General features: G+C 34.3%; 12 protein-coding genes. 3 read left to right on the top strand and 9 right to left on the bottom strand.

Annotation, left to right across the window (positions count from 1 at the left end; translation table 11 throughout):
* Positions 1–82: 82 nt before the first annotated feature.
* From rplT to thrS, 4 genes are all read right to left on the bottom strand, one after another.
* Positions 83–427 carry a 50S ribosomal protein L20 gene (gene rplT, locus HNS38_RS15675; RefSeq protein ID WP_172278988.1) on the bottom strand — a complete coding sequence of 115 codons (345 nt, stop codon included), beginning with the start codon at positions 425–427 and terminating at the stop codon, positions 83–85.
* Positions 428–501: 74 nt separating this feature from the next.
* Positions 502–696, bottom strand: coding sequence for a 50S ribosomal protein L35 (gene rpmI, locus HNS38_RS15670; protein ID WP_172278986.1), 195 nt, complete (start codon positions 694–696; stop codon positions 502–504).
* A 68-nt stretch (positions 697–764) separates the two neighbouring features.
* Complete coding sequence (infC, locus tag HNS38_RS15665) at positions 765–1,259, bottom strand: translation initiation factor IF-3 (protein WP_371742923.1); 495 nt, start codon at positions 1,257–1,259, stop codon at positions 765–767.
* An 86-nt stretch (positions 1,260–1,345) separates the two neighbouring features.
* Positions 1,346–3,286 (bottom strand): threonine--tRNA ligase, encoded by a 1,941-nt coding sequence (thrS, locus tag HNS38_RS15660; protein WP_172278984.1) that lies wholly within the window; start codon positions 3,284–3,286, stop codon positions 1,346–1,348.
* 203 nt (positions 3,287–3,489) lie between these two features.
* Here thrS and HNS38_RS15655 point away from each other — a divergent pair, with 203 nt between their 5' ends.
* The 3 genes from HNS38_RS15655 to HNS38_RS15645 all read left to right on the top strand — a co-directional run bounded on the left by HNS38_RS15655 (position 3,490) and on the right by HNS38_RS15645 (position 5,671).
* Positions 3,490–4,053, top strand: a complete 564-nt coding sequence (locus HNS38_RS15655; protein ID WP_172278982.1) for a hypothetical protein — start codon at positions 3,490–3,492, stop codon at positions 4,051–4,053.
* Positions 4,054–4,203: 150 nt separating this feature from the next.
* A complete protein-coding gene (locus HNS38_RS15650) occupies positions 4,204–4,800 on the top strand; it encodes a hypothetical protein (protein ID WP_172278980.1) in 597 nt (198 codons plus the stop codon).
* Position 4,801: 1 nt separating this feature from the next.
* Entirely contained in the window at positions 4,802–5,671 is an 870-nt protein-coding gene (locus tag HNS38_RS15645) for an RluA family pseudouridine synthase (protein ID WP_172278978.1), read from the top strand.
* A 177-nt stretch (positions 5,672–5,848) separates the two neighbouring features.
* Here the strand turns inward: HNS38_RS15645 and HNS38_RS15640 are convergent, their stop codons facing one another.
* The 5 genes from HNS38_RS15640 to HNS38_RS15620 all read right to left on the bottom strand — a co-directional run.
* On the bottom strand, positions 5,849–6,877 hold the full coding sequence (locus HNS38_RS15640) for a T9SS type A sorting domain-containing protein (RefSeq protein ID WP_172346688.1): 1,029 nt from the start codon (positions 6,875–6,877) through the stop codon (positions 5,849–5,851).
* 12 nt (positions 6,878–6,889) lie between these two features.
* Complete coding sequence (locus HNS38_RS15635; RefSeq protein WP_172278974.1) at positions 6,890–7,027, bottom strand: hypothetical protein; 138 nt, start codon at positions 7,025–7,027, stop codon at positions 6,890–6,892.
* A gap of 209 nt (positions 7,028–7,236) precedes the next feature.
* The gene (locus HNS38_RS15630; protein ID WP_172278972.1) at positions 7,237–11,265 is read right to left on the bottom strand and encodes a T9SS-dependent choice-of-anchor J family protein; all 4,029 of its coding nucleotides are present in this window, start codon (positions 11,263–11,265) and stop codon (positions 7,237–7,239) included.
* Positions 11,266–11,892: 627 nt separating this feature from the next.
* On the bottom strand, positions 11,893–13,665 hold the full coding sequence (locus HNS38_RS15625; RefSeq protein WP_172278970.1) for a tetratricopeptide repeat protein: 1,773 nt from the start codon (positions 13,663–13,665) through the stop codon (positions 11,893–11,895).
* A gap of 260 nt (positions 13,666–13,925) precedes the next feature.
* A partial coding sequence (locus HNS38_RS15620; RefSeq protein WP_172346687.1) for a T9SS type A sorting domain-containing protein occupies positions 13,926–14,755 on the bottom strand: 830 nt, incomplete at its 5' end.

Raw genomic sequence — 14,755 nt, 5'->3', positions numbered from 1 at the left:
AACCTAATGAAAATCTAAAATATATCAGGCACAAAAAAAACCAGTTTCCAAAAGGAAACTGGTTTTATCATATAAGTAGCTACTATTTAATAGCGTCTACAATGGCTTTGAAAGCAGCCTCGTTATTCATTGCCAAATCGGCTAATGCTTTACGATTCAATTCAATTCCTTTTTTATGGATTTTACCCATAAATACTGAGTACGACATACCATGTATGCGTGCTGCAGCGTTGATACGTGCAATCCATAATTGTCTGAAATTAGCTTTCTTAGCTTTTCTGTCGCGGTAGGCATATACTAAACCTTTTTCATAGGCGTTTTTAGCTACTGTCCAAACATTTTTTCTACGGCCGAATTGTCCTTTGACACGGCTCATAATCTTCTTGCGTCTTGTTCTAGCCGCAACTACATTTACTGATCTTGGCATTTCTTTAATTTTTTTCGATTTAGCGTTCCATTAGAATCTTAAAGGCTAAATCAATAGTTTTTAAAACTTAATTTTTACTTACAAAGCATTAACTTAATATTAGGCACATCACATGGTTCAACCATTGCAGCATAAGTTAAATTACGCTTTTGCTTCTTGGTTTTCTTAGTTAAGATGTGGCTTTTATAAGCATGCTTTCTCTTAATTTTACCTGATCCGGTAAAGGTGAACCTTTTTTTGGCACCGGATTTAGTTTTCATTTTTGGCATTAGTCTACAATTTATTTATTAATAATAATGCATTTCTGTGGCAACAGCCACTATATAAATAAGATTACTTATTTCTTTTTCTTAGGGGCAATCATCATTATCATTCGCTTTCCTTCTAATTTAGGAAGGTTTTCAACCTTGCCAAACTCTTCCAAAGCTTGTGCGAACTTTAATAATTGCAATTCTCCCTGATCCTTATAGATGATATTTCTTCCTTTGAAGAATACATCTACTTTAACCTTAGCACCTTCCTCTAAAAACTTTTCCGCGTGTTTTAGTTTGAAGTTGAAATCGTGCTCATCTGTATGAGGACCTAATCTGATTTCTTTCACAACTACTTTGGCAGTTTTTGCTTTTATTTCTTTTTGCTTTTTCTTCTGGTCGTAAAGAAACTTCTTATAATCTATCACTTTACAAACTGGAGGATTCGCAGTTGGAGAAATCTCCACCAAATCGAGTCCTTGTTTTTCAGCAAGATCTAGAGCTTCTCTTAGATTATAAATCCCAGGTTCAATATTTTCCCCTACCATCCTTACTACAGGAGCAGAGATATAATGATTTATCTGATGTGCATTTTGTGGCTTTTGGTATGAACCTCTGTTTCTTCTACCACGATAGAATTTTTTTGCTATGGCTAATATCTCCTATATTAATTAAACTTAGTTATTTCTTCCACTTCTTTCTGAATCATCTCAATGAGCTCTTCTACTTTAAAAGTTCCTAAATCACCTTCACCGTGTCTTCGAACAGAAACAGTACCTGTTTCCTCTTCTTTTTCTCCAACTACCAGCATATAAGGTATTTTACTCATTTCGGCGTCACGAATCTTCCGACCCATTTTTTCACTTCGAGTGTCAATTTGGGCGCGAATTTCGGCATTTTCCATGAGATTAAAAACTTTTTCAGCATATTTTTGATATTTATCGCTGATTGGTAAAATTGTCAATTGCTCTGGAGTTAACCAAAGTGGGAAATTTCCACCACAATGTTCAATCAAAACAGCTACAAAACGCTCCATAGAACCAAAAGGAGCTCTGTGAATCATCACAGGTCTATGTTTTTCATTATCTGAACCTACATATTCCAACTCAAAACGCTCAGGTAAGTTATAATCTACTTGGATGGTTCCCAACTGCCATTTTCTACCCAATGCATCCTTCACCATAAAGTCCATCTTAGGACCATAAAAAGCGGCTTCACCATATTCAACTACGGCAGGAATCCCTCTTTCTTCGGCTACTTCGCGAATTGCATTTTCAGCATATTCCCAGTTTTCTTCAGAACCAATATACTTTTCTTTATTATCTTGATCTCGTAATGAAATCTGTACTAAATAGTCTTTAAAGTCTAAAGCTTTAAAAATCATTTCAATGATATCCATTACTTTTTTAAATTCATCTTTTACTTGCTCAGGCATACAGAAAATATGTGCATCATCCTGAGTAAATCCTCTTACTCTTGTTAAACCATGAAGTTCTCCACTTTGCTCATAACGATATACGGTACCAAATTCAGCAAAACGAATAGGAAGATCTTTATAAGAGCGAGGTGCTGTTTTGAAAATCTCACAATGGTGAGGACAATTCATAGGCTTCAATAAAAACTCTTCGTTATCAACTGGAGTCTTTATCGGTTGGAAGCTATCTTCACCATATTTAGCGTAGTGCCCAGAAGTAACATAAAGCTCTTTCTGACCAATATGAGGTGTAATTACAGGTTGGTATCCATAACGCTTTTGAACCTTCTTTAAGAAATTCTCTAGGCGTTCTCTTAGCATGGCACCTTTAGGTAACCATAATGGAAGACCTTTTCCTACTTTTTCAGAAAAAGCAAATAGCTCTAATTCTTTTCCTAGCTTACGGTGATCTCGTTTTTTAGCTTCCTCTAATAATTCCAAGTGTTCCTTCAACTCAGCTTTCTTAGTAAAGGTGATACCATAAATACGAGTTAACATCTTTCTTTTCTCATCACCGCGCCAGTATGCACCAGCAATCTTAAGCAATTTAATGGCTTTAATAGGAGAGGTGTTTATCAAGTGAGGTCCACGGCAAAGGTCAGTAAATTCACCAGTTTGATAGAAAGTGATTTCACCATCTTCCAAATCGTTAATCAACTCTAATTTGTATTCGTCACCTTTTTCCTCAAAATATTTAAGAGCTTCTGCTTTAGAAACTTCTTTTCTATCATAGGTTTGTTTTTGCTTCACCAGTTCTTTCATCTTTTGCTCGATTTTCTCGAGGTCTTTTTCAGAAACAACTTTTTCACCAAAATCTACATCATAATAAAATCCATTCTCAATATCAGGTCCAATTCCGAATTTCACTCCAGGATAAAGAATTTCTATAGCTTCAGCCATTAAGTGAGCAGAAGAGTGCCACATGGCCGCTTTTCCTTCATCATCAGTCCACGTGAGTAGTTGTAGAGAGTCATTATCGTTTAGTGGTCTTGAGGCATCTTGAACTAGTCCGTTTACTTTGGCAGCTAGTACGTTACGTGCTAAGCCTTCGCTGATAGTAAGAGCCACATCGTGACTTGTACTACCGTCGGGCATTTCTTTTACCGAATTATCAGGTAATGTGATCTTTATCATGTTTGTAATAATTTCTAATTTAGGGCTGCAAAGGTAACAAAATTATAGCTTAATCGAGTCTAATTTTTCAAGGAACTATTGTTAATAAAGAGTTTAAGGATTTAGGTTGGAACATGGGCAAATGAATTCGTTCTTGTTAACGAATGTATTCCCCTATTTTAATAAAATTTGTATTATTTTTGAATAGCTAAAAAGATAATTATATGTCTGGATTTTCCATGCCTCCAACAAAATGGGTTTTTAGAAAGAAACCAAATGAAATGTATTCCACAAAAAGGACCACCAATGTCGGTATTGAAAATGAACACAGGGAATTTAAACCTCAACCTAAATTGAAATGGTTTAAAAGTAGTCTGCAGCCATTTTTCTTCTTTTTGTTAATTGCTTCTATTGGCCTTGTAATTGGCTTGTATTATTTCAGCAGAAAAGATGAAATGATTTCTAGGACAATTAATCAAAAAGAAAAATTAAGGAATCAAATCTACGAAAACACTAATTACCTGCTCGATAATGCGGAGTATCTATATGCAAGTGGCGATTTTGTGTCTGCAAAGAAAGACTTGGATTTAGTTTTAAAATCGAATCCCCAAAGTGTAAAAGCAAATAGATTATATATTCAAACCATAATTCAACTCGTTGGGAAATATCCAAGCTATAAAGAGGAAGCTATACAAAAGACAAAAGGATGTTTACAGTATTTGACGGATTCAGAGAATGATGAGAAATTGCTTTTGACTTATCATCAAATTATATTAGAAAAGTATTAAGATTTTAAATTTAGGCTGTTTTGTTAAAATCATGGTTTAAAACTCCGAGCTTCGCACTTCATGCTTCCAGCAATTCCATCACAAATAAATCACAAATCAAATCACTAGGTCTACATAATCAATGCTTTTTCTACCTTTGAAAACAAAAACATGAAATATCCTGAATTTTATAATCAAGTAGAAACCATTAAATTATACGATCCTTTATCCGATTTTTTAGGTGCTTTTGAGGAGGGTATTATAGAATTCTCTTATTTAGATGTGGTGAAAAGTGCTGGACACTCCTGTGCGACCATGGCTGGAGCCTATTTAATAACACAAACTGCTTTAAAGGCTCTTTATAAAAATGAAATGCCTCAAAGAGGTGGAATCAAAATATCTATTAAAGGAGATATAGAAGAAGGAGTAATGGGAGTGATGTCAAATACTTTCTCACAAATTACTGGAGCTACAGAAATAAGTGGATTCAAAGGCATTGGCGGAAATTTTGTTCGTCATTCCTTAATGGAGTTTGGTGCTGATATTAAAGGTGCTTTCCGATTTGAAAGAATAGATAATGGAGAATTTGTTGACTTGGTTTATCATCCCATACCACCTGATGATAAACAAATGCCATTGATGCAAAAAATCATGATGAAGCAGGCAAGTGAAACTGATGTAAAGGAGTTTAAAGTTCTTTGGCAAGACAGAGTAAAAAGGACTTTATTAGATCATGCTACAGATCCAAATGTGATAAGGATAGTATAATATGCTTGAGCTCGTTGAATCAAAAAGACTTCCTAAGTTGGAGGATAAACTAAGGCTTTCAGATTTACCTGCTGGAATGTTCCAGCAAGTATCTTCTCGCAAAGCTTTTAAAAATGCTATAACAAATGGTTTGGTTCATCTTGATGGTCGACAGGCATATACTGCTGATTATGTATCAGGAGGTGAACAAATTGAAATTTTTAAGGATGCTAATCACAAAATAAAGCCGACTATAGATCTCAAATTAGAAGTATTATTTGAGGATGAGTACTTGGCAGTAGTTAACAAGCCGGCAGGTATATTGGTCAGTGGGAATAAAAAGTGGACTTTGGAAAATACTTTGTCATCGAATTTGACAAAAAGCAATAAAGAAGGGGCATTAGAATTTCCTGAACCCATCCACCGATTGGATTATCCTACCAGCGGCGTTTTGTTGATTGGTAAGACCAAAAAAATGGTCATCCTCCTCAATCATCTTTTTGAGGAACGTCAGGTTCGGAAGATATATCATGCGGTCACCATTGGCAAAATGGATCAGGAGGGAGTCTGTGAATCGGAGATAGAAAATAAGGTAAGTAAGTCTACGTATCAAGTACTATCAAGTTTAGAATCTCCCAAATACGGTTTTCTTAACCTTGTCCAACTCAGTCCTCATACTGGCCGCAGACATCAGCTTCGCATTCATATGGCAGAAATGGGAAACCCCATCTTTGGCGACCTTAAATACGGAGCAGAAGGTTTGATTTCTAAAGGCAATGGCTTGTTTTTGCATGCCTCCTCCTTACGTTTTGTTCATCCTGTAACTGGTTTAGAATTATATATAGAAAAGTCTTTGCACACGAAGTTTTTGAAAATATTTCCTAATGGTTAATAGAACCATTAACTGATAGCGGATACCTCATACGTTTTATAGGGTTAAAAGTACTTTTATTATCAACTTATATGCTTCAAGGGGATTGGTTAAATATAGTATAAATCTACCCATTAAAAAACCAACATTAAACTTAAAGTTTAAATGTTGGTTAAATACACACTCCATTGAAAAATTCTACCTAATTATTATTTTATGTTTTTCATTATGATGGATCGAGTTTAGTTTAAGTAGATATACTCCATTCTTTAAATGACTAATATCTAAATTATGATTATTATGAATGGAGGATTCTTGATAAAGTATTTTCCCTTTTAAGTCAGTTAGGGTAATATCATAGCTTTCTTTTTGAGCCCATTTAACTTGAAATATTCCAGAAGAGGGGTTTGGAGAAATGGTGAGGTTTGATGCCGCCATGGATTCTGTTCCCATACAATTATGTACTCTGGCTAATTCTTCTTGGGTATAGGTAATTTCACTATCGGCGTTTGAAACCGTCAAGCTCACATCAAAATTACCAGGGTCAGGGAAATAAATCATCGGATTTTCTTCACTGGAAGTGGGAGGGTAGCCACCTTCAAAGGTCCACTCCCAGTTAGTGATTTCACCTAAAGACCTATCATGGAAGAGCATATAGTTTTCAGCACATATATCGTTATTATAAGCAATGAAGTCGGCTTCTAAGGCACAAAAGTTTTGATTGATACCATAGCCTTCTAAAACTTCTATCAAAGACTCCGCTGTAGGAATAGGCCATATATTCTGCTCTAATATACTATGATCGGGGGCTATAAGTACAAAAGTAGGATAAACAGGGATGCCATAAGCTTCACAAACGGCGGTTCCTCCTCCTTCTACTCCGCTTACCGATGGGTATGCTACTCCGAATTCTTCATCAAACTCATGACATTGTTCATCGGTATTACCATAGTCCATGGCGATAAATTCTATATCGAACTCACCACAACCAAAATACTCGTAGGCTTCGCTTACTTTTGGTACTGCTCCTTGACAGGGTACACAAGTAGTAAAGTAGAAATCTATCAAGACATACTTCCCCTGATTATCTAATAAGTCGAATAGGTGAATGTCGTTTCCATCTAAATCGGTAACTTCAAAATCCCCTGCTTCAGTTAGGTTGGTTTGGGCAAATAATTGGTGAAAGCCTAGAATAAATAGAATTATAATGTAAAAGGTTTTTCTCATGAGCTTTTCGTTTTAGGAATTATTTTTAGTCTTCTTCTTTGGTTGATTGTCTTCAAGTTTTTTTAATATTTTTCTTAAAGCTTCGTTTTCGTTTTTCTTTCTTTTGATCAGAATTTCAACCTCATCTGTATCTTTGTTTCGTCTGGTCATTCTTTTAATATTGATTTTGCAATGATATAGGTCTAATGGTTCTTATTGCCCTTTTTGCTGGCTACAAAACTATTACATTGATATTTTTGCTAGATAAAAAAAGCTTCATGTAGCTTGTATGGTGTTGTTATCTAGTATTATATTGCTTTTGTTAAAAAAAAGGCCAATACTTTAAGTTTTTAGATTAAAGTATTGGCCATCATGATGAATTATTTATGAATCATAATTTTATGAGTCGTTCTATTCTGCCCAATTTGAATTAAGTATTCCCCAATACTTAAATGTTGTAATGATATTTGCTCTAATTCGGAGTCTATTTTTTGCTCATGCAATAATATTCCTTGAAGATTATAGATAAAAATAGTTTCTGATTCTAATCCTTCTAAGTAAATTAAATCGCTAGTTGGATTAGGATAAATACTATAGCTCATATTCTCTATATCATCAGTAGCGGTTATTACTTCAACAAAATTTGAAAAGCAAAACTCTGAATTTCCTTCTGTATAGATGGCTTCAATAGCATAAGAAAAAGTATTAGAACCTGTTGAACCCCAATTATAATCTATAAAGTAAAGATCGGTAATTGGTTCTGCGTTTAGAGCTTCCCATTCCCATGGCGCGATATGAATTTCGTGTGATGGTCCTTTGTATATATTATATGAAACAACTTCATTAGCTGATTTTCCTTCTGACATTTGTAAGGAATTCACTCTAATTAAGGCAGAAACTACTGGCATTCCTAAGAAGTCAGATAATAGCTGAGGATCGGAATTTGGATATTGAATATAGGCACTGTTTGGAACAGATTCGCTATAATCTATTGCAAGAGCATCAGTACTTAGTTCATTATCTTTCCAATGTAGCATGGCATAAAAGTCTGATTCAATGGAGAGGTTAGGGATGTCCACTGTTAAAATGGTATCGTTATAAGTAAGAAAGCTGGCGCTTGAAATTAAAAGTTCACCATATTCATCTAAAATATCAATACTTACCAAGTCTGTGGCATTATCATAAATATCGAATTGAATCTCCACAGATGTAATGGTGATGAGTTCGTTGTTTTCGAAGTAATTACCAAGTCTAACATCCTCATAAGGTTCGTTAGTCAAACTATAACTCACTGTATTATTGTCGTTCTGAAGTTTTATGCTTTCTGCATCAATAGGTTGTTCCCATTCTATAGAAGCAGTATTGGAACCTGCAACAGTATATACATTGAAAGGAATTAATTTGCTTTCAGTTAAAATAATCTCTCCTAAATCAATGTTTTCTTCCAAAGCTTCTATTTCTACGATATACTCATCATAACCTGTTAATTGAAGACTAAGCGTGTAGTTGTGAGCACCATAAACAGATTCAAAATTAAACTGCCCATCAGTATTGGTATTGGTAGAGAGGAATTCATATCCATTTAACTGTGCTAGAACGTTTTCTAATGGGATACTTGGTGCATTGCTGCCAAATACTTGGCCATTAATGTTGATAATAGGTAGTGCTATCATGGTAAAGTCGGCTGTGACTTCTGGAGCGTCAAGACTAATTTCTTGAGATTGATCATAATAACCTAAAGCTTCGGCTGTAATAGTATAATCTGTATAAGCTAAATCGGCAAAGTTATAATGGCCAGTACTGTTGGTATAAGTTTCTGTATTTGCTTCTATAACGCTAATCAATGCGTTTTCAATGCTTTCGCTGGATTCATTGCTGACCATACCATTAAGATCACCTGTCTCATTAATGTTTTGGAATATGAAGGTAGTAAATGGATGATCAGAATGGCTTCCAAAATAATCTGGTAAATCATAAGGATCGAGTTCGTATACATCGTTTAATCGTATAGAGCGAATAGGGCCTTCAGGAATAATACTTGCGTAAAATCTACATGCTGTTGATGGCCAACTGGGATTATACTGATAGAACTGAATAGCCACATTATTATTATCGGTGATTAGAATAGGTTCATCAAAAGGAATATAAACAGAATTATGTCCTGGAAATACTTCTATGCTATCATTAAAAACCATTTGCATTTCTTCTATAGGAATCCATCCACCTTCTAGGTTCTCTAAATTGGTTTGTTTTATCCAAACATCAAGGGGGAGGTTTTGGCCAACTCCGTGTAATTCATGATAATATAATGTAATTCCATAAAGGAAACCTGTTCCACCAAGTTCTTCATCATAATAAAGAATTTGAGAAATATCATCAGATCCAAGTGTCCATGTATCACCACCGGTATTGAATGGGATATTTAAATTTACATCGTCGGCTTGTCCAATATCATAAGCTTGATAATCAGCTGGAACTACATATACACCATGCTTTGTTGATTTATTGTTTTCAAGATATTCATCTGCACTGAAAACGATTTTAGCATAGACTTTCATATCGGTGATACTGGTAAAAGTATGAGGAACGATAATGTTTGCTTCTTCCCAAGAATCTAGGTTTATTCCTGTTTCTTCTGCTATGATATCTCCAGCTTCACTTATGATTTGAACACTGTAATCGCTTCCATTAATGGTATTTAGTCCATAGTTTCTTAAATTTACATTAAAAACATGCTCTTCATCTTGTTTAGCTAAGTATTCAAAGTCAAGACCTTTAATACCTAAGTCATTATCGAAATGATGAACATTAGCTGTAGAAGTAAATAAATCATAGGAGCTGGTTCCAAAACTACTTGGCATTTCATTTACTACACCAATATAATTAATACCAGATGCAGTAGAGATATCCATAGTTACTTCAGTCCAATCCTCTAATATTGATTCAATTTCACCAATGAGATGAACTTCACCTGTACTTCCATCTTTCCAAATAAGCACATCACTATTTGTGAAATAGGCGCTATTGTTTACCCAAAAGCTAAATACATCACCATCCTCAATATTCAGAAGGGGAGTATATAGGGTATCCGAAATGGCTCCAAACATATTATTGTCTGTCATGGCTACATAATAATTTGGACCATGTGGTTGTGGATAAAAGTAGTCTTTTAAAGGATAGTCATCTGCTGACCACATTTCTGGTGGGAACATATCACTTTCAAAGCTCTCCCATAGCATGTTAACAGCTACATAGCTTGTCATTGAATTATTAGTGAGATCGTCATCAGCACTTAAGTTGATTTGAGCGAATAGATTATTGATACCATCTGCAAAAGAATAGTTTCCAATGCTAATATGAGCTTCTTCACCAGGTGCTAAACCTAAACCAGTCGCTTCGTAGGAAGTTTGTTCAACTTCATTTACACTCCATGCAATAGCAAAATCATCTATCAAAAAGTCACCATTATTTATTAAGGATACGATTACTTCTTGTTCTCCAGCGCTGGGTAAGTATCCATTAGGCTTAATATTTGTGATTTTGGCATCTTTAGGATCGGATACATAATACATTCCAGTAATTTCATTATTAGGAAGGTTGATATCACCATCTAATAGCAAAGTAGCATCTATTTGATAATCTCCAGAACTAGCAAAGTTATAAGAACCTATATTTACATTGATTTCTTCGCCTGGAGCGATACTGACACCATTTAAAGTATATGGTGTTTGTGCAATACTATTGATACTCCATTCTATACTGGCACTAGTTATATTATCTGAACCAAAATTATGAAGTTTAAGGGTCGCATTTTCAGTGCTTGGGCTAGGGTTGATTCCAACAGGATTTAGTATTTCAGTTAAGGCACCATCGATTAAATCACTAGGAGCGATGGTCACCTCATCGATATCCCAATGCGTCCAACAATCTGTAGCTCCCTGATAAACAAAAGCAATATAGATGGATTCCCCATTATATGCACTTAAATCAATGCTATGTTCTACCCAAGTACTTTCTACTTGAAGACTTTCAGCAAGTTCTACAAAATCACCATCTTCAGGATCGCCGCTTCCAGTAGAAATATAGATGCCTTGATAGGTGTAATATACTAAGTCAGTGGATTGTTCGAAGAAATTTAATTCGTAATTATCACTGATGATATCTACTTGTGGACTTACTAACCAATCGTCAGTGGCATCGTTGTTGATTTTATGTTTGGCACAGTTTCCTCCACCATATCCTTGGTTAGAACCCCATAGGATTGATCCTTCCCAACCTCCAACTTCATACATATATTCACTCCAATCTGAAGGAGGCCACGTTTCAAAACTTTCGTTTACCGCAGTTGTTTGGGCCGATAGTTGATTCAAAAATAAAGCTAATCCTAAAATTAATAGATAGTTTTTCATTTTGTTTGTTTTAATTTGACATTTTTCAAAAAAAAAGTATTGTTTGTGTATTCTTTAAATGTTTTAGCTTTCCGTTTGGATGCTTTTCATTCATTGTAATTTCTTTATTATCGAAGAATTTTAAATTCCTTTTACCGTATTATTCCGATGGAGCAATATTAGTACAAGAAATGGTGACGGCTGTCATTTAAGAGGTTATAAAGTATTTACTAAGCATTTAAAAAGAGTAATAATTGTTTCACAATAGTCTTAAGATATTGATAATTAGTGGTACTTGTTGTGTTGTTGGAAAATGGTTAGATTCTCATAGAAACAATTTAAAACAGGTTTTGGGAAATTAGAATAGATGAAAGTCTGCCTTTTCAATTTATCTTTACCATAAAATATGATGTGAAACCAAAGTGTAATCCTATGAAAATTCATTTATATAGAATTGGAATCAATTAAAGTGTCATTAGAAATCTAATTCTCCTCTGGTTTACAATTAAAGAACCTATTTTACATCATACTCCGGTGAAATGACACTAGCCTGAGAAGTTAAATAAAGCGTTGGAGTCGTTTTGATTGTATTGAGATATTTATTCTAGTACTAAAATAAAAGGAGGAGCATTCGAAACAGAGATTTAATTAAATCTGCGACAAAATAGAAACCAGATTCTCATCAGTTTCTAATTCCATTTTCTTGCGAAGACGAAAGCGCGCCATATTAATACTTCTCACACTTTGATAGGTGATGGCAGAAATATCTTTGGTGGACATATTGAGTCTGAGAAAGGCACAGATTTTCTTTTCATTAGGAGTGAGGTCTGGGTATTTCTCATTTAGATTATTATAAAAATCGGAATGTACTTCCTGGAATCTGACTTCAAATTCTTTCCAAACGTCTTTAGAGGAGTTCATCAATAAATCGCGAATAACGTCTTGAATGATTTTTTGATTTTCTTTTTTGAAGTTAAGTTTGGCTTGAGTCAGCTTTTCTGCAGTGTTGGTAATAAACTCATTTTTACTAAGGAGGTACATGACATTGGTAGCCAGTTCTTTATTTTTATGTTCTAATTCTTGTTGCAACTTGTCATGCTCCAATTTTAAGTTAGATCTCTTGAGCTCTACTTTGGCGGTTTTATTTCTCTGGTTGGCAAAAAGGAGAAAGGCTATAATGGCCACAAAAATACCTAGACCAATTAACAAGATATATATGAGTTCTTTTCTCTGCTGTTCAGCTTCTTTAATAGCATCCTCTAATTCAATTTCTTTCATTTTTTTATCGAAATCGAATTGCATTTCCAATTGAGTGATTCTTTTGATGCTGTTTTCGTTTAGGATACTGTCTCCATATTGTTCATAGGTTTTGAAATAATCAAGTGCTTTTGCATACTGACCTTCGCTTTCATAAATCTTGGATAACTCAAATGTGCTTGCTTCTATCCAATCGGCATAATGATTTTGTATAGCCATTTTTAAGGATTCCTTTAAATTCTTTTTGGCTTTTTCCTTATTTCCTAAATAGAAATGAACCCGACCTAAGTTTCCTAATATCATCACCATGGATCTCGATCTTGGGCCTAGGTAGTCTGATTCTTGATGATAGATTAAATCGTAGGCTTCGTTATAATAATGTAAAGCTTTTTGGTAGTTTTTCTTTAATATTTCATATTGTCCCAATTCAGTTAATACAATAGCTGCATCTACCAAGTTATTGGTTTCTTTGAACATAGATAATGCCTCAGAATAGTATTCCATAGCCAAACTATCATTTCCTTCTTGGTAATAGATATTGGCAATATTACTTACTGTATGTGCTAGATACTCTTTTAGGTTAATCTCTTTAAATCCCTCATAAGCTTTTAAATAATAGGAGAGGGCCTTATCTTTTTCTTCTAAATCATTATAAATAATTCCAGTATTATTATAAATATGAGGCAGGATATCAATAAAATCAAACTCTTCACTTATTATTTGGCTTCTATGGTAATAAAATAAGGCCTCTGAATGATTTCCCTGAGAAAGAAAGATATTTCCGATAACCATGCTTACTTGTGCATAGTCAAAGTCCATTTCTAAGTCCTGGAAATAGTCGCTGGCAATACTGTAAAAACTTCTTGCTTTTGATAGGCTATCGTAAATAACGTAATAATCACCCAAACTGGCTGCATTCTCTGCTATTCCTAGTTGATAGTTGATTCCCTGTGCATAGTTATATCCTTCTTTGGCATAGAATACTGCGGAATCAATATGCGTGTTCTTAAAGGATTGAGAGAGATTATTAAGGAGGATGGATTTTTCTTTATTCTTTCTTGCATTTTTTAATTCCATTAATAAGCTGTCAGATTTTATATCTCCTATGGCCTGTAAGTTTAATAGAACAGTAAATATTATGAGGATGTATGTGATTTTTTTCATATGATAATCTGCTTTCAAAAACATTCAAATTTAGCCTTTTTTTTCGAATGTATAATCCAATGAAATTGATTTTTTGAAAACTGAATTATTAACTCAAATGTAAGCATATAAAAAAGGAGTCGCACTTTGCGACCCCTCTCTCATTCTGTGAAACTATTATTTATTCAGTATTTATCACTTGTATCCTTCGACTCCACTTAGTGTACAGAAGTAGGTGACTTTTTTACTTCGATCATGCGGCATTTTTCACCATACATACTTTACTTCACCAATAATACTTTATCTGAAAACACTTTGTTTCCATTGTTGATGATAATATGATATAAACCAGTAGCATGTTCGTTTAGGAAAATCGTTTCGTCATTATTTTCAATCTTTTTTCTCAAGATGAGTTCTCCATTTTGATTGAAAATTTGAATATCAGATTTTATAGCACCAGTAATACTGAATTGACCAGTTGATGGATTAGGATATAGGCTAATGATCCAATTGTTTGGATTTTGAATGCCAGAGATAACTAGATTAATATCTATAGATACATCGTCTCCATCTATGATAAATTCATCATCATAAGCCATATAACCATTCATACTTACGCTATAGTTATAGGTTCCATTTAGCATGTTCTCAAAACTAGTTTCACCTTGAGCATCTGTTATCATAGTTAAACCATCAATGGTGATTTCAGCACCTTCAAGGGGAGTACTACCGTCAGCAACAGTGAAGTTTACAGTATATAGAGGATTCAATATTACAAACTCTTGTACATTTTCATCAATTAGAGAAACTGTACCACTAACAGACTCATAACCATCTAAAACTGCTGTATAATCATATTCTCCAGCTTCATAAGCTTCAAATAGTGCAAGGCCATCAAATCCTGAAATTACAGTGACTCCATCGATAGTTACTTCTACATTTTCTAATCCCATTGGATTACCAGCTTCATTACACCAGAAGAAAATGTCATAAGTATTAATTACAGGAATCATAATAATAAACTGCTCCACATTCTGGTCAATAATAGAAATGGTACCAGTCTGTGTCTCATATCCATCAAAAGAAGCAGAATAATCGTGGTCACCAATAG

The sequence above is a fragment of the Lentimicrobium sp. L6 genome, assembly GCF_013166655.1.
Classification (GTDB): Bacteria; Bacteroidota; Bacteroidia; order Bacteroidales; family UBA12170; genus UBA12170.
Note: the sequence above shows the minus strand (reverse complement) of the source record. Positions and strands in the feature narration are given on the sequence as shown.

Bases quoted from the DNA above. Each gene is read 5' to 3' on its own strand.
- HNS38_RS15635 (WP_172278974.1), bottom strand. From the start codon at position 7,027: ATGACCAGACGAAACAAAGATACAGATGAGGTTGAAATTCTGATCAAA.
- HNS38_RS15645 (WP_172278978.1), top strand. From the start codon at position 4,802: ATGCTTGAGCTCGTTGAATCAAAAAGACTTCCTAAGTTGGAGGATAAA.
- rpmI (WP_172278986.1), bottom strand. From the start codon at position 696: ATGCCAAAAATGAAAACTAAATCCGGTGCCAAAAAAAGGTTCACCTTT.
- thrS (WP_172278984.1), bottom strand. From the start codon at position 3,286: ATGATAAAGATCACATTACCTGATAATTCGGTAAAAGAAATGCCCGAC.
- HNS38_RS15650 (WP_172278980.1), top strand. From the start codon at position 4,204: ATGAAATATCCTGAATTTTATAATCAAGTAGAAACCATTAAATTATAC.
- HNS38_RS15630 (WP_172278972.1), bottom strand. From the start codon at position 11,265: ATGAAAAACTATCTATTAATTTTAGGATTAGCTTTATTTTTGAATCAA.
- HNS38_RS15640 (WP_172346688.1), bottom strand. From the start codon at position 6,877: ATGAGAAAAACCTTTTACATTATAATTCTATTTATTCTAGGCTTTCAC.
- rplT (WP_172278988.1), bottom strand. From the start codon at position 427: ATGCCAAGATCAGTAAATGTAGTTGCGGCTAGAACAAGACGCAAGAAG.
- HNS38_RS15655 (WP_172278982.1), top strand. From the start codon at position 3,490: ATGTCTGGATTTTCCATGCCTCCAACAAAATGGGTTTTTAGAAAGAAA.
- HNS38_RS15625 (WP_172278970.1), bottom strand. From the start codon at position 13,665: ATGAAAAAAATCACATACATCCTCATAATATTTACTGTTCTATTAAAC.